The sequence below is a fragment of the Micromonospora sp. WMMD812 genome (genome assembly GCF_027497215.1).
Lineage (GTDB): Bacteria > Actinomycetota > Actinomycetes > Mycobacteriales > Micromonosporaceae > Micromonospora.
In genome coordinates this window covers 4,100,314-4,118,931 of sequence record NZ_CP114904.1, presented here as the reverse complement: position 1 = coordinate 4,118,931, position 18,618 = coordinate 4,100,314, and the positions used below count along the sequence as shown (strand labels likewise).

General features: G+C 74.1%; 14 protein-coding genes and 1 riboswitch. Of the genes, 8 read left to right on the top strand and 6 right to left on the bottom strand.

Annotated features, from left to right (window positions below; genetic code table 11):
- Positions 1 to 38: 38 nt before the first annotated feature.
- Positions 39 to 1,604: a type VII secretion protein EccB gene (gene eccB, locus O7603_RS18920; RefSeq protein ID WP_281571136.1), complete on the bottom strand. Its 1,566-nt coding sequence runs from the start codon at positions 1,602 to 1,604 to the stop codon at positions 39 to 41.
- A 160-nt stretch (positions 1,605 to 1,764) separates the two neighbouring features.
- Here eccB and O7603_RS18915 point away from each other — a divergent pair, with 160 nt between their 5' ends.
- Positions 1,765 to 2,955 (top strand): type VII secretion protein EccE, encoded by a 1,191-nt coding sequence (locus O7603_RS18915; RefSeq protein WP_281571135.1) that lies wholly within the window; start codon positions 1,765 to 1,767, stop codon positions 2,953 to 2,955.
- Here O7603_RS18915 and eccD read toward each other — a convergent pair.
- Positions 2,939 to 4,336, bottom strand: coding sequence for a type VII secretion integral membrane protein EccD (eccD, locus tag O7603_RS18910; protein WP_281571134.1), 1,398 nt, complete (start codon positions 4,334 to 4,336; stop codon positions 2,939 to 2,941). The genes O7603_RS18915 and eccD overlap by 17 nt on opposite strands.
- A gap of 167 nt (positions 4,337 to 4,503) precedes the next feature.
- Between eccD and eccCa the strand changes: the two genes are divergently transcribed.
- The 6 genes from eccCa to O7603_RS18880 all read left to right on the top strand — a co-directional run bounded on the left by eccCa (position 4,504) and on the right by O7603_RS18880 (position 12,837).
- Positions 4,504 to 8,466 (top strand): type VII secretion protein EccCa, encoded by a 3,963-nt coding sequence (gene eccCa / locus O7603_RS18905; RefSeq protein WP_281571133.1) that lies wholly within the window; start codon positions 4,504 to 4,506, stop codon positions 8,464 to 8,466.
- A gap of 216 nt (positions 8,467 to 8,682) precedes the next feature.
- Positions 8,683 to 8,991, top strand: coding sequence for a WXG100 family type VII secretion target (locus tag O7603_RS18900; protein ID WP_281571132.1), 309 nt, complete (start codon positions 8,683 to 8,685; stop codon positions 8,989 to 8,991).
- 28 nt (positions 8,992 to 9,019) lie between these two features.
- Positions 9,020 to 9,301: a WXG100 family type VII secretion target gene (locus O7603_RS18895; protein ID WP_091592955.1), complete on the top strand. Its 282-nt coding sequence runs from the start codon at positions 9,020 to 9,022 to the stop codon at positions 9,299 to 9,301.
- An 86-nt stretch (positions 9,302 to 9,387) separates the two neighbouring features.
- Positions 9,388 to 10,902 (top strand): S8 family serine peptidase, encoded by a 1,515-nt coding sequence (locus O7603_RS18890; RefSeq protein WP_281571131.1) that lies wholly within the window; start codon positions 9,388 to 9,390, stop codon positions 10,900 to 10,902.
- 34 nt (positions 10,903 to 10,936) lie between these two features.
- On the top strand, positions 10,937 to 11,467 hold the full coding sequence (locus O7603_RS18885) for a hypothetical protein (protein WP_281571130.1): 531 nt from the start codon (positions 10,937 to 10,939) through the stop codon (positions 11,465 to 11,467).
- Between the two features lie 17 nt (positions 11,468 to 11,484).
- A complete protein-coding gene (locus O7603_RS18880; protein ID WP_281571129.1) occupies positions 11,485 to 12,837 on the top strand; it encodes a hypothetical protein in 1,353 nt (450 codons plus the stop codon).
- A 178-nt stretch (positions 12,838 to 13,015) separates the two neighbouring features.
- Here the strand turns inward: O7603_RS18880 and mycP are convergent, their stop codons facing one another.
- Both mycP and O7603_RS18870 read right to left on the bottom strand, forming a co-directional pair.
- Positions 13,016 to 14,155: a type VII secretion-associated serine protease mycosin gene (gene mycP / locus O7603_RS18875; RefSeq protein ID WP_281571128.1), complete on the bottom strand. Its 1,140-nt coding sequence runs from the start codon at positions 14,153 to 14,155 to the stop codon at positions 13,016 to 13,018.
- A gap of 373 nt (positions 14,156 to 14,528) precedes the next feature.
- Positions 14,529 to 14,861 (bottom strand): helix-turn-helix domain-containing protein, encoded by a 333-nt coding sequence (locus O7603_RS18870; protein WP_281571127.1) that lies wholly within the window; start codon positions 14,859 to 14,861, stop codon positions 14,529 to 14,531.
- A 196-nt stretch (positions 14,862 to 15,057) separates the two neighbouring features.
- Here O7603_RS18870 and O7603_RS18865 point away from each other — a divergent pair, with 196 nt between their 5' ends.
- Entirely contained in the window at positions 15,058 to 15,792 is a 735-nt protein-coding gene (locus tag O7603_RS18865; RefSeq protein ID WP_281571126.1) for a carbonic anhydrase, read from the top strand.
- Between the two features lie 71 nt (positions 15,793 to 15,863).
- Here the strand turns inward: O7603_RS18865 and O7603_RS18860 are convergent, their stop codons facing one another.
- Together O7603_RS18860 and O7603_RS18855 are read right to left on the bottom strand one after the other, a co-directional pair.
- Positions 15,864 to 16,883, bottom strand: a complete 1,020-nt coding sequence (locus tag O7603_RS18860; protein ID WP_281571125.1) for a hypothetical protein — start codon at positions 16,881 to 16,883, stop codon at positions 15,864 to 15,866.
- A gap of 4 nt (positions 16,884 to 16,887) precedes the next feature.
- Positions 16,888 to 17,018, bottom strand: a riboswitch (cyclic di-AMP (ydaO/yuaA leader).
- 166 nt (positions 17,019 to 17,184) lie between these two features.
- Positions 17,185 to 18,555, bottom strand: a complete 1,371-nt coding sequence (locus tag O7603_RS18855; protein WP_281571124.1) for a YibE/F family protein — start codon at positions 18,553 to 18,555, stop codon at positions 17,185 to 17,187.
- Positions 18,556 to 18,618: the final 63 nt, after the last annotated feature.

The following is an 18,618-nucleotide window of genomic DNA, read 5'->3' as shown; positions in this document are numbered from 1 at the left end:
AGACCACCGACAGCGCCGGACCGGGCCGCGTCGGCGTCCTACGATCCGGACGGCGTGCCGCCGGTGGCCGGCGATCCGGACCCACTGGTGTCGGGAGACCCGGACGGCGTGCCACCGCTGCCCTCCGGGGCCGGCGAGCCGGTCGGCCCGCCGCTCGTCGCCGGAGCCGGTGCCGGAGCGGCCGGCGCCGGGGCGCCGGGCTCGAAGTGGGCGAGCGCGCTTTCCCGGTCGAGCGTGGGCCCGGTGGGAATGAGCGCGAGCAACGACCCGGGTACGGCGAGCGGGGTGACCCCGCCGTAGCCCAGCGCGGACAGGGCGTCGCCGGCGCGGGTGCCGAGCGGGTACCGCACGCCCTGCGGGCTGATCAGGTAGACCGTCGACCCGGGTGCGCCGACCCCGCTGTCACCGGCGCCCGGCGCGGCCTGGGCCAGCACGCCCTTGCCGCCGGGCAGCAGCACCTGCTCGGCCGTGCGGACCGCGTCCCGGGGGGTCTGCCGGACCGGCAGCGCACCGGGGCCGGTGGCGGTCAGCTCGGCCGGCGCACGGTCGAACACCTCGATCGTGGTGACCGGCGGACCGCCGCCGGCGCCCGCCCGGTACGTCGCGCAGAGCACCGACTGGCCCTCGCGCACCGGGTACAGGGCGGGCAGCGCCTGCGGCATCCCGGCCTGCTCCGCCCGCTGGTCGGTGAGCAGTTGGCCGGCCTGGTCGGGGGTGATGTCGGTGACCGCGCCCCCCTCGCGGAGCAGCAGCAGGGCGGTGACCTCACCGATGGAGGCCAGCCCTTCCCGGGTCAGCACGTAGTGCTGGCCGGCGGCCCGGTAGACCTGGCCGACCCGGCCCGGCCGGCCCGCCACCGACAACCCGACCTGCTGGTTGAGCCCGTCCAGCGTCGGTTCGCGCAGGGCCGGGCCGGCCGGCACGGCGTTCAGCAGTTGCTGGCCGACGGTGAGCGTGGGCGCGTTCGCCATCCGCAGCGCGGCGACCCGGTTGTCGCCGACCAACTGGTTCCGCGCGTTGTTGGTGAGCAGGTGCCGCTGACCGTCGACGGTGACCAGCACGGCCCGGTCGCCCAGCGGTGTGCCGCCGGGTAGCGGCCGGTCGATCACCAGCCGGGTGCTCGACCGGCGCGGATCGGCCGGATCGGGCACGTCGCAGACCGACCAGGGCAGCCCGGCCAGCGACTTGCGGTCCGGCAGCGCGTCCGGGGCGCCGACGATGCCGACCGTACGCCCGCGCGGCCGGTCCCGGATCGAGGCCTGCGACATCGTCCGGACCTCGGGGTCCGGTTTGTCGAGGATGAGCCGGGCGGACGCGTAGTTGAGCGTCGGGTGCAGCAGGCCCTCGGCGAAGACGTACGTCGCGCCGCTCTCCCGCTCGATCACCAGCGTGTTCTCCTCCAACGGAGCCGTGTTGCCGGTGAACTGCCCGTACGCGCCCGCGCCGCCGAGCACGACGGCCGCGGCGATGGCGCTGCCGAAGACCGCCATGCCGAGCCGCCGCATCGGCAGGTTGTTGGTCTCCGGATCGCCCGACAGCAGCGCGGAGACGATGCGGCGGGTGACGAAGCGGTACGCCTGCACCTGATCGCGGCGGGTCCGCATGACTTACCTCCGGCGGGGTGGATCCGCGACGATCAGGTCTGAGTCGTGTCGCGGGCTTCCCTACGATAAGGGGCCGTCGGCGGGTCACCGGGACCAGCGCCCGCGCCCGGCAGCGTACGACGTCGCGGAAAGCCGCACCGTGCAGGAGGGACAGTCACCGATGACGCAGGTTGAGGCGCCACCCGTGCGTACCGCCGTGGACCCGTCCGGCGCGCCGGGCCGGCCGGTCCCGGCACCCGACCAGCGCCGCCGCGGCCGGGTCGGCCCGCTCGTGGTCGGTCAGCTGGTCGTGTTGGAACTCTGCGCGGTGGCCGTCTGGGCCGCGCTGGGTGGGCCGGGCTGGCTGGTCGGCGTGGTCGGCGGCGTCGCGCTCCTGGTCCTGCTGGCGGTCTTCGCCCGTCGGGGCGGCCGGTGGTGGTACGAGGACGTGCTGCTGCGTCGCCGGCTGCGGGAGCGTCGGGACCGGGCCCGGGCGGCCCTCGCCGAGGGCGGCGGGAGCGATCCGCGGCTCGTGTCCCTCGCACCGGAACTGTCCTTCATCGAGCTGACCGACCGGGGCACCCGGCTCGGCATCGGCCAGGACGACGAGGGGTGGTTCGCCGCCGTGGCGCTGTTCGGCCGCTCCGGCGCCCCGGCCGGCTCGGTGGAGGCCGCCGTGGTGGACCGGGCGCTGCGGGTGCTCGCCGAGTTCAGCGGGCCGGTCACCTGCGCGCAGATGGTCTCGCACACCCTGGTGTGGTACCCGGCGCCGGGCGCGCCGCCGGCGGCGCACCGTACCGTCTGGGTGGCACTGCGGCTCTCGGTGCGGGACGCCCGGACGGAGACGGTGGCCCGCGGCGGCGGAATGGCCGGCGTCCACCGCACTCTGGCGGCCGGCATGGGGCGGCTCGGCAAGGCGCTGAACGCGGCCGGGCTCGCCCACCGGGCGCTGGGCCGCGACGAACTCCGCGCGGCGGTGGTCTCGGCCGCCGGCCTCGACCTCACGCCCGACCCGCCCGCGGAGATCTGGACCGGGTTGCGCGGCGGCGGGTGGACGCACCGCTGCCTGGCCCTCCGCGCCCGGCCGGAGGCTCCGCTCGGCGCCCTGGTGGACGCGCTGACCGCGACCTCCGCGCCCTCGCACACGGTCGCGGTGACGGTCCTGCCCGGTGGCCGCGCCGTCGCCCCGCTCCTCCGGGTCGCGGCGATGGACAACCACGTCGAGGCGCTGGTGAAGGTGATCCGGGATGTCGCACGGCGGTGCGGCACGCCGGCCCGCCCGGTCGACGGGCAGCACGGCCCGGGCGTCTGGGCCGCCACCCCGGCCGGCGCGCTGCTGGCCGGGGGCGGGTCGGTCAGGGCCGCAGGTTGACGATCCAGCCGTAGAGGCCGAGGACCCAGACGGCCAGCGGCACCAGCGCGATGATCAGCAGGATCTCCAGGATGTCCAGCAGCCGGCCCCAGACCGGCGAGATCCGCTTGCCGGCCACCGTCAGGCCGTAGATCAGGCTGACCACGGCGGCCAGCAGCAGGCCGCCGACGATCACGCCGAGCCGGACGGCCATCGCGCCGCCGGCGAAGGTGGCCGCGGCGGTCAGGCCGAGCCCGGCGGTCCCGGCGAAGAGCACCGGCGTCCGCTGGCCCCGGCCGAGGAACGGCCGGGCCCGCAGCAGCGACAGCAGGGCCAAGACCAGGCAGAGCAGCACGGCCGGCAGCCGACCGTTCAGGGCGAGCACCACCTGCGCGCCCAGCACCACCAGGGACACCGTCCACACCAGACCGGTGAGGAACTCGTCGGCGCGCTCGCTGAGCTGGAGCACCCGCCGGCCGTCGACCGACTCGGTGTCGGTCTTCAGGTCGTCCGGGCCGGTCGGGATGGAGGGGACGGGCAGCCGGGCCAGCCGGTACGAGGCCATCGGCAGGGCGGGCACCGCGCCGAAGGCGACCGTCGCCACCACCGCCGCGGCGGCGGTCGCGCTGATGCCGAAGGCCAGCGACAGCACGGCTCCGAGGCCCGTGGCCACGCCGACCGCGACCGCGCCGAAGAAGAGCGGGAGCCGGTCGCCCACGGCCAGCGCCGCCACCGCGGCGAACAGCACCACCGCGGTGGCGGCGAGCAGGACGTGCGGGCTGGCCAGCTCGGTCAGCTTCCGATCGCCGGCGAGCAGCAGCAGGCCGCCGGTGCCCGCGTAGCCCAGGCCGACCATGGCCAGCACGGCGCCGGTCCGGCTGTCGCCGGCGGCGCGGGACAGCACGGCGGCGCTGACCAGCAGGGCGACCGCCACGAGCAGGGCGGCCAGCGCACCGGGCAGCTGCGGCGGCCCGGCGAAGAGCGCGGCGACCGCGCCGGCGGCGAGGGCCGCCGCGGCGAACAGCACCGCGAAGGACCGGGTGGTGCCGGCCTGCCACGCGCCGGGCCGCTGGTTGGTCGCCGTCGCGACCGCGTCCACCACGTCGTCGAAGACCACCTCGGGAGCGGTCGCGGCGCGCGGGTTGAAGTAGAGCACCTCGCCGTCACGGATACCGAGCTGCGCGACCGTACGCCCGCCGTCGAGCGGCTGCCCGCCGAGCCGTGCCAGGCTCCAGCCCCCGTGCCGTACGCCCTCGTCGGCCAGGTCCTCCCCGGCGTAACGCAGCAACGTCGGCAGCAGGTCGGCGAGCGGCACGTCGGACGGCAGCGCGAGGTCCATCCTGGTGCGGGGCGCCACGATGGTGATCCGGCTCAGGCCACCGGTCGCCGTCTTCGTCGCCACAGTGGCCTCCTCGTGCTCTCGTACGATTACCTGGCCGGCAACATCGCCCCACGGGTCGGCGACGCCCACGGGAGATTACCTACGATGGCAGCCACGTACGATGCCCACCCGACGAGTCCGATCCGTCGCAGAACTTCATCAAGGCCGCTTCTGGGGAGGAGACAGCCGTGAGCACGGTGGTGTTCCGCCGGCTCCCGCGTCAGCCGGGACCAGCGTTGCCGCGCGGCGAAGTGCTGCTGGAGTCCCCGCCGGAGCTGCCGGAGCCGACGCCCCGCGGCATGGGGCAGCTGTTGATGATCCTGCCGATGGTGTGCGGCGTCGGCGCGATGGCGTTCCTCTACGCCGGGCGCGGCGGCGGCATGATGACCTACGTCGCCGGCGGCCTCTTCGGCGTCTCGATGCTCGGGATGGCGATCGGCTCGCTGAGCAACGGCGGCAACGACAAGGCGGAGCTGAACGCCGACCGCCGCGACTACATGCGCTACCTGGCCCAGATGCGCAAGCGCACCCGGCGCGCGGCCGAGCAGCAGCGCGCGGCGATGGCCTGGCGGCACCCCGAGCCGGACGCGCTCTGGTCGATCGCGGCGTCGCGACGGCTCTGGGAGCGGAGGATCACCGAGGACGACTTCGGCGAGACCCGGATCGCCCTCGGGCCGCAGCGGCTGGCGGTGGAGATCGTGCCGCCGGAGACCAAGCCGGTGGAGGACCTCGAACCGATGAGCGCCATCGCGCTGCGCCGGTTCGTCCGCGCACACTCCACAGTGCCCGACCTGCCGACGGCGCTGTCGGTGCGGGCGTTCAGCCGGGTCGTGCTGCGGGGCGACCGGGAGCCGGTGCTCGACCTCGCCCGGGCCGCCCTCGGCCAGTTGGCCACCTTCCACGCCCCGGACGACATGGTGATCGCGGTGGTCGCCGCGCCCGACCGGCAGCACACCTGGGACTGGGTCAAGTGGCTGCCGCACTCCCACCACTACGGTCGGACCGACGCGGCCGGCGCGCGCCGGCTGGTCTTCGCCAGCCTGGCCGAGGCCGAGGAGTCGCTCGCCGACGACCTGGCCGGCCGGCCCCGCTTCGCTCCCGAGGCGAAGCCGCTGACCACCGCACCGCACGTCGTGGTGGTGCTCGACGGCGGCGAGGTCTCGCCGACCTGCCAGCTGATGGGGCCGGGTCTGCTCGGCGCCACGGTCATGGACCTCTCCGGCACCGTCCCCCGCGACGCCGGCCGTTGGCTGCTCTGCCTGGACGCGGGCGACGGCAGCTCACTCGAGCTGGTGCGGGGTGCGTCGTCGTCCCGGCTGGGCCGGCCCGACCGGCTCGGCGCGTCGGCCGCGGAGGGCCTGGCCCGCCAGATCGCCCCCTACCGGCTCTCCCAGCAGCAGGCCACCACCGAGGAGCCGCTGGCCCGCAGCATGGAGCTGCCCGATCTGCTCGGGGTGGGCGACGCCGCCGCGGTGAGCGTGCAGCACACCTGGCGGCCGCGCAGCCACCGGGACCGGCTGCGCATCCCGCTCGGCGTCGGCCCGGACGGCAACGTGGTCGAGCTGGACTTCAAGGAGTCCGCGCACGAGGGCATGGGCCCGCACGGCCTGGTCATCGGCGCGACCGGATCCGGCAAGAGCGAGCTGCTCCGCACGGTGGTCGCCGCGCTGGCGGTCACCCACTCCTCGGAGGAGCTCAACTTCGTCCTGGTCGACTTCAAGGGTGGTGCGACGTTCGCGTCGCTCGAGGCGCTGCCGCACACCAGCGCGGTGATCACCAACCTGGCCGACGAGCTGCCGCTGGTCGACCGCATGCGGGACGCGCTCGCCGGGGAGATGAACCGCCGCCAGGAGGTCCTGCGCGCGGCCGGCAACTACGTCTCCCGGTACGAGTACGAGAAGGCCCGGGCGGCCGGTGAGCCGCTGGAGCCGATGCCCAGCCTGCTCATCATCTGCGACGAGTTCAGCGAGCTGCTCGCCGCGAAGCCCGACTTCATCGACCTCTTCGTGATGATCGGCCGGCTGGGCCGGTCGCTCGGCGTGCACCTGCTGCTGGCCAGCCAGCGGCTGGAGGAGGGCAAGCTGCGCGGCCTGGACACCCACCTGTCGTACCGGATCGGTCTGCGCACGTTCTCCGCGGTGGAGAGCCGGATCGTGCTCGGCGTGCCGGACGCGTACGAGCTGCCGAGCGCGCCCGGTCACGGCTACCTGAAGACGGACACCAGCACCATGCTCCGGTTCCGGGCCGCGTACGTCTCCGGGCCGTACCGTGCGCCCGGGCAGCAGGTCTCCCGGTCGCAGGCACTGGTGCAGCGAAGGATCGTGCCGTACGGGGTGAACTTCGTGCCGATGCAGGCGCCGCAGCTGCCGGTGGAGACCGCGCCGGAGCCCGAGCAGCCCGCCGACGGCAAGGCCGTGGCGATGCTAGACGTGCTCATCGACCGGCTCAAGGGCCAGGGCCGCCCGGCGCACCAGGTCTGGTTGCCGCCGCTGGCCGACCCGCCCGGCCTGGGCGAGCTGCTGCCGCAGTTGGCCGTGCATCCGACGTTCGGTCTGTGCACCGCGAACTGGCCCGGCCGGGGCCGGCTCGCCGTGCCGGTCGGTGTCGTGGACCGCCCGTACGAGCAGCGGCGCGACCCGATGATGGTGGACCTGGCCGGCGCGGGCGGCAACGTGGTCATCGTCGGCGCCTCACTGAGCGGCAAGAGCACGATGCTGCGGTCGCTGCTCGCCTCGCTCGCGCTCACCCACACCCCGCGCGAGGTGCAGTTCTTCTGCCTCGACTTCGGCGGTGGCGCGCTGCGCAGCCTGGAGGGGCTGCCGCACATGTCCGGGGTCGCCGGCCGCCGGGACACCGAGGCGGTCCGCCGGACGGTCGCCGAGGTGGTGGCCATCATCGACGACCGGGAGGCGCGCTTCGCCCAGCACGGCATCGACTCGGTGGCGAGCTACCGCCGCCGGCGGGCCGCGGGCGAGTTCGCCGACGACCCGTTCGGCGACGTCTTCCTGGTGGTGGACGGCTGGAACACCCTGCGCCAGGAGTACGAGGAGCTGGAGCAGACCATCACGAACCTGGCCAACCGGGGGCTGGGTTTCGGCGTGCACGTGGTCATCACGGCCGTACGGTGGGCGGAGATCCGGATCAACATGCGGGACCTGCTCGGCACCAAGCTGGAGCTGCGGCTCGGCGACGCGGCCGAGTCGGAGATCGACCGGCGGGCCGCGCAGAACGTCCCGGTCGGCTCGCCCGGTCGTGGTCTGACCCGCGACAAGCTGCAGTTCCTCGCCGCCGTCTCGCGTATCGACGGGCGGCGCACCATCGAGGACCTCAGCGAGGCGTCGATGGCGCTGGCCCGGCACGTGGCGGAGAACTGGCCGGCCCGCCCGGCGCCGAAGGTGCGGCTGCTGCCGCGCCGGCTGCCGGTGCACGAGCTCGCCCGGATCATCGACCGGTCGGCGCCCGGCCTGCCGATCGGGGTCAACGAGTCGGCGCTGGCGCCGGTCTACCTCGACCTGGCGAACGAGCCGCACCTGACCGTCTTCGGCGACGCCGAGTGCGGCAAGACCAACCTGCTCCGGCTGATCGCCCGGGGCATCACCGAGCGCTACACCCCGGCCCAGGCCCGGCTGGTGATCGCGGACTACCGGCGCGGGCTGCTCGGCGCGGTGGAGGGCGACCACCTGCTCGACTACGCGCCGTCCAACCAGGTGTTCGCGCAGGGGCTGGGGTCGATCCGCAGCGCTCTCTCGAACCGGCTGCCCGGCCCGGACGTCACCACCGCCCAGCTGCGCGACCGCAGCTGGTGGAAGGGGCCGGACCTCTACATCCTGGTCGACGACTACGACCTGGTGGCCTCGGGCGGCAGCAACCCGCTGAGCGCCCTGCACGAGCTGCTGCCGCAGGCCCGTGACATCGGGCTGCACCTGATCATCACCCGGCGGGTGGGCGGCGTGGCCCGCGCTCTCTACGAGCCGGTTCTGCAACGCCTGCGCGAGCTGGACTCTCCGGGCCTGCTGATGTCCGGCAACCGGGAGGAGGGCGCGGTCTTCGGCAACCTGCGGCCGAGCCCGCAGCCGCCCGGCCGCGGCACGCTCGTACGCCGCCGCGACGGCCAGCAACTCATCCAGACCGCCTGGTCCGAACCGACGTAGCGCGGGTCACCGGGCCCCGGTCGAGGGCTCTGGGCCCGGCCAGAGGCCCCGGACGGATCCACAATGGTGCATCGAAAGACATCGGGCCAGGGCTGCGCGCGCTGGACCCGGTCAGCTACGGTCTTCACAGGAGTGTCCGTCGGTGGGGTGATTCGCCTTGCCGCGGGGGAGGGCGCGGCAGAACCGCCGCCACAATATGACGGAAGGGTGTGAAGCATGGCGTTCGAGGTCGAAGCTGCGACTCTGCATACCGCCGCGAGTGACGTGCGGTCCACGCGCAGCGAGGTCGACGGCGAGCTGAAGAAGCTGTGGAACGTGGTCGACGATCTGGCCATCGCCTGGAAGGGTCAGGCGTCCACCGGCTTCCAGTCGCTCATGACGCGCTGGAACGAGGACACCGCGAAGTTGCTGACGGCGATGGACAACATCGCCGATCTGCTCGACAAGTCGGGGACGACGCACCAGGTCAACGACGAAGAGCAGCAGCAGATGCTGGACAAGTTCCACTCTGCCCTCAACCCGTGATCCGCAGCCAGGAGCAGAGGAGGAAGTCGTGACGATCAAGGTTGACTACGCGGTCCTCGAGAGCAGCAACCAGCAGATGCTGGCCATCTCGCGGACGATCGACGAGAAGCTGGACACGCTCCGCCAGATGCTGTCCAAGCTCCAGTGGGAGGGCGAGGACCGGGTCGCCTACGAGCAGCACCAGGCCCAGTGGGACACCGCCGTCCGGGACATCAACAAGATCCTGAACGACATCGGTGGCGCGGTCGGCATCGCCCGCGAGAACTACGTCAGCACCGAGATGAGCAACTCCAAGGTCTGGAGCAGCTGACCAGATCGCCCGCGCGGCTCCGGTCCGGTTCGACCGGGCCGGAGCCGTGGTGCGTTACGAGTCCACACCGGCCCTGGGGGAAAGTCATGCCTGCCCGGAAGCGTCTCCGACCGGTCACCCGGTCGGTCTGCGCCGTGCTCACGCTGCTCGCCGCGGTCGGCGTCGGCCCGCTGGTGGCGCCGGCGCCGGCCCAGGCCGACACGGTACGCGAACTCCAGTGGCACCTCGACACTCTCAAGATCTCCGAGGCCCACCGGCTGTCGAAGGGGCGCGGGGTCGTCGTGGCGGTCGTCGACAGCGGCGTCCACGCGGCTCATCCCGATCTGAAGGGGCAGGTGCTGCGGGGCCGGGGCCTCGGGCCGGGGGTGGCCGCCGACGGGCGGACGGATCCGGACGTGAAGGGCGGGCACGGCACCGCGATGGCCGGCATCATCGCCGGCCGGGGCGGCGGCGCCATGCACGCGCTCGGCATCGCACCCGAGGCGAAGATCCTTCCGCTCGGCCTGGGCCCCGAGGAGGCCGGCTACCGAGAGGCGCCCGCGGCCATCCGTTGGGCCGTCGACGCGGGCGCCGACGTGCTCAACCTGTCGTTCGGCGGGCAGGGCCCGGACCAGGAGACCGCCGACGCGGTCCGCTACGCGCTGAGCAAGGACGTGGTGGTCGTCGCCGCGACGGGCAACCGGGACAGCGGCTACCGGCAGATCCCCGAGCCGGCCAGCATTCCCGGCGTGATCGCGGTGGGTGCCGCCACCCGCTCCGGTGGCCTCTGGGGCGAGACCGTGACCGGCCCCGAGATGGCCCTCTCCGCGCCCGGCGAGCGCCTCATCGCGCCCGCTCCGCCCGGCGCCTCTCCGAACGGCTACCTCGTCTCCGACGGCACCAGCAACGCCACAGCCGTCGTCTCCGGCGTCGCCGCACTGGTCCGCGCCCGCTATCCGGACCTCGACGCCGCCAACGTCGTCAACCGCCTGATCCGCACCGCCCGGGACCGCGGCCCGGCCGGGCGGGACCCCGAGTACGGCTTCGGCTCCGTCGACGTGCTCGCCGCGCTGTCCCGTTCCGTGCCGGCGGTCAAGGCGAACCCGCTGGCCGCGCCCGTCGCCGGCTCGCCCAGCGCGGGCGCGCCGGCCGGCGGCGCCGAGGAGGACGGCGACGACGGGCCGGCGGTGTCGTTCGGGCTCGCGGACAACGCCGGGCTGCAGATCGTGCTCTGCCTGCTGGCCGTGCTCGTCGCGGTGGCGATCATCGTGACCCTCGTGCTGGTCAACCGCCGGGCCCGCCGCCGCGCGTCGGCCGGGCCACCGCCGGTCACCTACCCGCCGCCGGGCGCGTATCCCGCACCGGGTTCCTACCGGCCACCGGGGCCGCACCAGGCACACCAGCCGTACCCGCCACCGCCCGCCGGCTTCGGACCACCGCCGCCCGGCGGGTTCGGGCCGCCGCCCGGGCCGCATCCGTACCCGTCGACACCGGCCGGCCCGCCGGTCGCCGCTCCGCCGTACGGGGCGCCGCAGCAGCCCGCGCCGCCGGGCGTCGTGCCGCCCGCGCCGCCGCACGGTGCGCCGGCGGCACCGCCGACCGATCCGCAGCCGCGTCAGTGACCAGACCGTTCAGCCGCGCCAGGGGAGGACAGCAATGAGCGACGAGAACGACCGGGTCGAGGTCAGGACCCCGATCCCCATGCCGATCAACCCGACGCTTCCGTTCGCGGGCGACATCCGGGGAATGAGCTGGGACCGGACCGGGGTGGACCAGGCCGAGACGCCCAGTGGGCTGGTGGCCGGCTCGGGCGAGCAGGGCGTACGGACCGAGTGGGACGCGGGCAACCTGGACTCGGCCATCACCTGGCTCGAGGCGCACGCCAGCTACCTCTACCGGCTCTCCTACGACATGGTCGAGATCAAGGACAAGCTCGGCGGCGACCAGGCCGCGGCGGGCGAGGGTCCGTTGGGCGGCTTCCAGTACGCGACCCAGCTGGCCCAGCGGCACACCGAGCTGTACGCCGGCACCGAGACCGGGCTGCGCAACCTCTCGGACAGCCTCTACAACGCGGCGGACGCCCTGCGCACCGTCAAGCGGAACTACGAGGACGCCGAGGGCGCCAACGCCATGACGGCACAGGAGATGCAGCAGGCGTTCACCAAGGCCGCGAGCGGCGACCACTAGAGCGGGGGGACGGGGACATGGGCGGGAAGAGCTGGGAGGAGATGGCCCGCGAGGTGCTGGTGGCGGGCCGGCCGGACTACATCGCGAGCGCCGCGCTGGGCTGGAAAGAGCTGATCAAGAACATCGGCGAGGTCAAGGAGAGCCTCGAGAAGAACGCCAAGGACCTCGGCGTGGTCTGGAAGGGCCCGGCGTACGAGGCGTTCAAGACGCACATCGAGGGCCTGGCCAAGCAGGCCGGGAATCTCCAGGACGACATCAACAACCCGGGCCGCGGCAAGGTCAGCATCGTGACCACGTTGGAGACGGCGGCCAAGAACCTGGAGACGGCGCAGAACAGCATGCCGGTTCCGGCGGCCTGCGTCGGCGACGTGCTGGCGGCCCGCAACGGTGAGCTGACCCTCGGCATCGGCATGTTCGAGACCAAGGTCACGGCCGACCTCATGGGCAGCTGGCCGGCCGAGCAGGCGGGCAAGCTCGCCGACTGGGTGAGCGGCTGGTTCTCGGACCAAGAGGAGGACGCGCGTCGCGTCTACGACACGCTCAACGGCGAGTACCGCGACCGGGTCATGGAGACGCCGGGCAACGTCATGCCGAAGACGGCGGAGACGTACAACACCGACGTGCCCAACCTCGACACCGGGGGCGGCGGGAAGGGCGTCGGCTCGGTAGGTGACGTGGGCGGGATGCCGAAGACCGGCGGCATCGGCGACACGCCGACGGTGAAGCCGGGCGGACTTCCCGAGACCGGCAACCCGGGCATCGGCTCCGGCACCCATCCGGATCTCTCCAACGACTACCCCGGCACCGGTGCTGGTGGCCTCCCGGGTGGCGTCGGCGGCGGCGGGATGCCCGACGACTACGGCACCGGCCTGGCCGGGGCCGGCAGCGGCACCGCCACCGCGCCGGGCCTCGGCACCGGTCTGGGCGGCGGCGGCACCGGGCTCGGCGGTGGCACGGGTCTGGGCGGCGGCGGTGGCGGCGGCGCCGGGGCCGGGATGATTCCGGGTGGCGGCGGCCTGGGCCGTGCGGTCAGCCCCGGCATGCCGCCGATGATGGGCGGTGGTGCGGCCGGCGCCGGTCGCGGCGGAGGTCGGGGCGGTGGCCGGCTCGGCGCGGGCAAGCTCGGGGCCGGCGGGATGATGCCCGCGATGGGCGGCATGGCCGGTGGCGGCGCCGCCGGTCGCGGTGCCGGCGGCAAGGGTGGGGTGGGCGGCGCCCGGGGCGTGGGCGCCCGGGGCGCCGGCGTCGCCGGCATGGGCCCGGGCGGCGCCGGCTACGGCGAGGAGGAGAGCGCCCGCAACACCTGGCTCGAGGAGGACGAGGACGTGTGGGGCGCGGACGGCGACGGCGCTCCCGGCATCCTGCGCTGATCGGCTGATCGGCTGATCGGCTGATCGGCTCACTGGGCGCCGTTCGACCCCTGGCGGGTCGGGCGGCGCTCTGCCGTTCGTGCGAGGGTGAACGGCAGCGGCAGCGGCCGCGGCAGGCGGCTGCCGGCGGCAGCCGTCCGCCGGCCGGTCCGGTTGGCCGGCGGCGCGCCGCCGCCGCTCAGCCGGTGACGGGGGTGTCCACTCCGGACGAGCGGCGTCCGGGACGCCAACCCCGCCGCCGGCCCCGGACCAGGATCGGCTTGACCGCCAGCAGCACCGCGGCGAGCAGCGCGCCGACGACGGCCACCCAGATCGCCACGCTCCGCTGCCAATCGAGGTCGTCCTGCGGCGGGGCCGGGGCGGCCATCGCCCCCGGTGGCGGGTCGGTCCGGGTGCCGAGCACCGCCGTCACCGCCCGGTACGGGTTCACCACCCCGTAGCCGATCTCGGCGTTGTGGCCCTCCGGCGGGTTGTCCGCCGTCTGGGTCAACCGGTCCGTCACCTGCTGCGGACTGAGGTCCGGATGCGCGGCGCGCACCAGCGCGGCCACTCCGGAGACGTACGCGGTGGCGAAGCTGGTGCCGCCCTGCGCCACGGCGAGGTAGCCGGACCCGCCCGGCGCCGGCCCCACGATGTTCAGCCCGGGCGCGGCGATGTCGACATAGTCGCCGCTGACCGAGCTGTCGACGTGCGCGCCCTGCTCGTCCACCCCGGCGACCGCGATCACACCCGGGTACCGGGCCGGGTACGCCGGCTGGTCCTGCTGCTGCTCCTGGCGGTTGCCGGCCGCGGCCACCAGGACGACGCGCTTGCGCAGCGCGTAATCCACCGCGTCGGCGAGCTCCGGCCTCGGCAGGGTCACCAGGGACAGGTTGATCACGTCGGCGCCGTGGTCGACCGCCCAGCGGATCGCCTCCGCGATCTCCCCGGGCAGTCCCTCGTCCCGTCTGGTCTGGTTGTCGGGGAGCACTCGGATCGGCAGGATCCGGGCCTGCGGGGCGATGCCCGTGAACGGGGCTCCCGTGCCCTCCTTGCCGGCGATGATCCCAGCAATGATCGTGCCGTGCCCCGCGAGGTCGCAGCGGCCCTGGTTGGCGGGAAGATCGTTGAAGTCGGCGCCCTCGCCGACCTGGCCCGCCAGCAGCGGGTGGGTGGCCGAGACGCCGGAGTCGATGACGGCCACGGTCACGCCGGCGCCACGGGAGATCCGCCAGGCCGAGGAGGGGTCCAGCCGGCGTAGCGCCCACGGGGCGGCGGAGGGGGCTGGGTCGCCGGGCGGGCCGCAGGTCGGCGCGGCGGCGGCCGGCGACGGGGGCACGACGGCGGTTCCGAGAAGGACGGTGAACGCTCCACAGAGGACCGCCCGCGCGCCCCGCCCGGCACGGCGGACCACCCTTCCACCGTCCGGTCGCCTGCTCTCGCGCACGCGCTGAGACTACCGCCGTCGCGCCCGTCATAGGGCGACGGGAGCCCTCGTCGTGCGGCGCCGGGAGTCCGGCGTGCGGCGGCGCATGCGTCGTGCGGTGCACCGAGGCATCCGTGAGCGGCGACGGAAGCCTGGCGTGCCACGACGGATGCCTCCGTCGCGCGGCGAGGGGAGCCCGACGTGCGGCGAGGGAGAGCCCGGCATGCGAAGACGAAGCATCCGTCGAGCGGCGACGAGGGTGGCTCGGCGTGCGTCGTGGCCGGGATCAGCGCCGGTCGGGTGTCGCGTTCTCGGCGAAGAGGGCGAGCAGGGCGCCGACCTCCCGGTCCGCCTCCGCCGGGTGGCGGAACCGGCCGGCCGGGTTGAGGGTGTACTCGTTGCGGCGACCCACCCGGGTGCGGACCAGGTAGCCGCCGGCCTCCAGGTCGGCGACGATCGCCTGGGCGGCGCGCTCGGTCACGCCCACCTCGTCGGCGACGTCGCGGAGCCGGGCGGTGGGGTTTCGGGCGATGGCGAGCAGCACGTGGCCATGATTGGTGAGGAACGTCCAGTTCCGGGTGCTCCCGTACCCGCTCGCGGTTGTCGCCATGGCGGACATGGTATGACCCCGCGGCGGTTTCCGCCGTTCGTCGATCCCGCGGCGGGCCGGGGCGGCCGGTCCGGTTCCGCCATCCCGCCAACACCTGAAATGCAAATCACGTATCCCTTGACGTATCTTGCGCCGGGTGTGACCGTGGATCGCAGCCTGCGGCCGGGTTGACCAGGCCGATCACGTGGGGAGTCGAGGTGCGGGGATGAGTGGACCCGGATCGTCCGGAGCACACCCGGGCGCGCAGCGCACCCCTGGTCAGTCGGAGGGGGAGGCGGGGCTGGTCCCCGGTCCGGAGCAGGCGCTCGCCGAGCTGCGCGCGGGCAACCAGCGCTTCGTGACCGGCGCCCCCCGCCACCCGAACCAGGACGCCGGCCGCCGGGCTGCCGTCGCCGACGGGCAGCACCCGTTCGCCGTGATCGTCGGCTGCGCCGACTCGCGGCTCGCCGCCGAGATCATCTTCGACCGTGGCCTCGGGGACCTCTTCGTGGTCCGCACCGCCGGGCACACCACCGGCCCCGAGGTGCTGGGCAGCGTCGAGTACGCGGTCACCGTGCTGCGCGCTCCGCTGGTGGTGGTGCTCGGTCACGACTCGTGCGGAGCGGTGCAGGCGGCCCGGGACGCGGTCGCCACCGGCGCTCCGCCGCCGGGTCACCTCGGCGCGGTGGTGGACGCCGTTGTGCCCAGCCTCCGCCGGGCCGCCGCCCAGGGGGTGGACGACATCAACGGGATCGTCGACCTCCACATCGCCCAGACCGTCGAGGCCCTGCTCGACAACTCCGCGCTGCTGGCCGCCGAGGTGGCCGCCGGGCGCTGTGCGGTGGTCGGCATGTCGTACCGGCTCGCCGCGGGCGAGGTGCACGAGGTCGCCGCGGTGCCGCCGGGCATGATGTCCGGCCTGCCGCCGCAGCCCGGCCCGACGGCGGCCCCGGCGGTCTGAGCGCTCCGGACGTACGCGAAGAGGGCCGCCCCGCCTACGCGGAGCGGCCCTCTTCCGGGTCCGGCGGGTCGCTACAGCAGCGACATGTGTACGTGGTCCGTGTGGTTGGAGGGCCCGCTGTAGGACTTCCAGCCGGTTGCCGGGAACCAGATCTGCCGGTTCCAGATCACGTAGTAGATGCCGAGCCGGTCGGCGTTGCGGATCAGGAACGCGGCGAGGTTGTTGCCGTACATCCGGGTGTCGTTGTTGTGCCACGGTGCGAAGCCGCTCTTCTGCAGCGACCAGTCGCAGGCCCGGCCCTTCGGGTGCTCCCAGGGGCCACCGGAGCGGTAGCAGCCGACGAACCGGTTGAAGCCGGCCCGCTTGACCTCCTTGTACGCGTGCAGCGTGCGCGGCGTGACGCACCCCGACGTGGTCGGGTCGTCCTCGCTGCAGGATTCCGGCTTCCAGTCGCCGTCGGCGCTCCGGCCGGGGCCGACCCGGGCGACCGGGGACGTGGCGGACACCAGGCCGCCGGTGAAGCCCTTGCCGCCGACCAGGGCCAGCGCCTTGTCCGCGTCGCGCTTCTGCTTGGCCATGATGGCGGCCTGCTTCTGCTGCTCGCGGACCTCGGTGTCGATCGCCAGCTTGGCCAGCTCGGCGCGGTTCTTGACCGCGTTGACCTCGGCCAGCTTCTGCGAGTTGACCAGGTTCAGCTCGTCGAGGCCGTTCGCCCGCTCGACGAACGAGTCGGGCGACCTGCTCTCCAGCAGCATCGCCATCGCGCCGATCCGCCCGGTCCGGTACGACTGGGCCGCGATCTCGGAGACCTGCGGAGCCAGCGCGTCCAACTCGGCCTGGGCCCGCTCCACCTCGAGGGCCAGCTCCAGCTGGCGCTTCTTGGACTTCTCGAGCTTGGCCTTCGCCGCCGTGTAGTTGCGGTTGGTCAGCTCGATCACATCGGTGAGCAGCTTGGGCTCGGCGTCCTCCTCGTGCCCGGAGGGCGTCGTCGGGTTCGGCGCCGCGGACGCCGGTAGGGGCCCGGCGAGCACGGTGAGCGCGGCGAACACGGCCACCACAGGTGTCAACCAGCGGCGTAGGGGTGCCGTCACAGTGTTCCCTTCCGTCGACCGCCGACCGGGTTAGCTGACGGGTTCGGGGCGGAAGTGGCCCCTACCGCTGTCGCGGATTCACCCCACGTACCTGGGTTCCCGGCTCGCCAGGTGGCGATTGGGCGGCGGCACCGCAGGCGCCGCTGCGCGCCTTCGTCGGTGACCGGCAGCGAGGTTACCCGAGAGTCCTCCTGGGGATCTACGTCCGGATGCCGACTAAAAGCGTCATTTCGCCATTGCGCTGGGTGATCAGTGACGCGGTCGTCAGTCCGCCCTGCCCGCGCGATCACGCTGCGGAGTGTCACCATGCGCTGTCCGTGCTCCTGTCCGGGTCGGGCCACCCCGGGTGGGCGGCGGGGGATGGTTCCGGATTCCGTGTCGGGCCGGCCCGGCCGGCGCTGAGTGCCTCCAGCGCCTCGGCCCGGTCCGGTGCCGGCCGGGCGGCCGGTGGGGTGGGCGGCGCCGCCGCCTCGGCGTCCTCGGCCGCGTCGCCACGACCGGCCGTGGTCACCAGCGCGGCCAGCCCGGTGGTCAGCGGGACGGCGGCGATCAGACCGAGCGTGGCGACCGCGCTGCGGACGATCTCCTGGGCCAGGAACTCGCTGGTGAGGATCTGGCTCACCCCCCGCGAGTCGGCGGTCAGCAGGAGCAGCAACGGCAGGGAGGCGCCGGCGTACGCCAGCACGATGGTGTTCACCGTCGAGGCGATGTGCGCCCGGCCGACCCGGGTCGCCGCGCGGTAGAGCTGGAGCCGGGACAACCCCGGGTTCGCGTGGGCCAGCTCGGTGACCGTGGCCGCCTGGGTGACGGTGACGTCGTCGAGCACGCCGAGCGAACCGATGATGATGCCCGCCAGCAGCAGACCGTGCAGGTCCACGTCGGCCTGGAACATCGACAGCGTGGTGGCGTCCTCGCTGCCGAAGCCGGTGAGGTGGGTGGCGGCGGTGGCCACGGTGCCGAGGGCTCCGGTGAGCACCAGGCTGCCCAGGGTGCCCAGGACGGCCACCGACGTCTGCGCATTCACCCCGTGCGTCAGGTAGAGCACCACGAACATGATCAGCGCGGCGCCGACCACCGCGACCAGCAGGGGCGAGCGGCCCGCGCTGATCCCGGGCAGCACGAAGGTGAGCAGGATGGCGAAGCTCGCGGCCAGGCCGGCGAGCGCGGCCAGGCCCCGCCACCGGCCGAACGCGACGATGGCGGCGGCGAAGACCACGGCCAGCCAGATCAGCGGCTTGCCGCGCTGGTGCTCGGCGATGTTCCAGCTGCTCGACGTGGGGTCGGCCGGGTCGGTCAGCTCGACCAGGATGATCTCGTCGCCGACCTCGACGGTCGGCGCCCCGGGCCCGTCCGGGATCGGGGTCTCCACCTGCTGACCCGTCCGCGGGCCGCTGTCGACCCGTACGCCGACCGTGCCGCACGGGCCCGATCCGGTCTGCGGCGTGCCCTCCGGGCTCTCCGGAGCGGGCGGGCAGGGCTCGGTGACCACCCGGGTGACCGTGCCGTGGTACCTCGGCACGTCGGCGCCGGCGTCCGGCTCCGGCGCGTTCCACGGCCAGAGCACCAGGGCGGCGACCACGGTGGCGAGGACGAGCGGGACCACCGTCGCGACGAGGATCCGTCGCACCCGCGGCGGGGTGGACGGAGCGGGACGGGTGTGGTCGGCGCCCAATGCGAGTCTCCCAACGAATCCGAGGCGGGGTACGTGCCGGCGGGACGATCGGTTCAGCGACGC

What these genes read in the sequence shown, in the direction of transcription:
- O7603_RS18865 (WP_281571126.1), top strand. Translation starts at nt 15,058, where the DNA reads ATGAGTGGACCCGGATCGTCCGGAGCACACCCGGGCGCGCAGCGCACC.
- O7603_RS18870 (WP_281571127.1), bottom strand. Translation starts at nt 14,861, where the DNA reads ATGTCCGCCATGGCGACAACCGCGAGCGGGTACGGGAGCACCCGGAAC.
- O7603_RS18885 (WP_281571130.1), top strand. Translation starts at nt 10,937, where the DNA reads ATGAGCGACGAGAACGACCGGGTCGAGGTCAGGACCCCGATCCCCATG.
- O7603_RS18880 (WP_281571129.1), top strand. Translation starts at nt 11,485, where the DNA reads ATGGGCGGGAAGAGCTGGGAGGAGATGGCCCGCGAGGTGCTGGTGGCG.
- eccB (WP_281571136.1), bottom strand. Translation starts at nt 1,604, where the DNA reads ATGCGGACCCGCCGCGATCAGGTGCAGGCGTACCGCTTCGTCACCCGC.
- O7603_RS18915 (WP_281571135.1), top strand. Translation starts at nt 1,765, where the DNA reads ATGACGCAGGTTGAGGCGCCACCCGTGCGTACCGCCGTGGACCCGTCC.
- O7603_RS18900 (WP_281571132.1), top strand. Translation starts at nt 8,683, where the DNA reads ATGGCGTTCGAGGTCGAAGCTGCGACTCTGCATACCGCCGCGAGTGAC.
- O7603_RS18890 (WP_281571131.1), top strand. Translation starts at nt 9,388, where the DNA reads ATGCCTGCCCGGAAGCGTCTCCGACCGGTCACCCGGTCGGTCTGCGCC.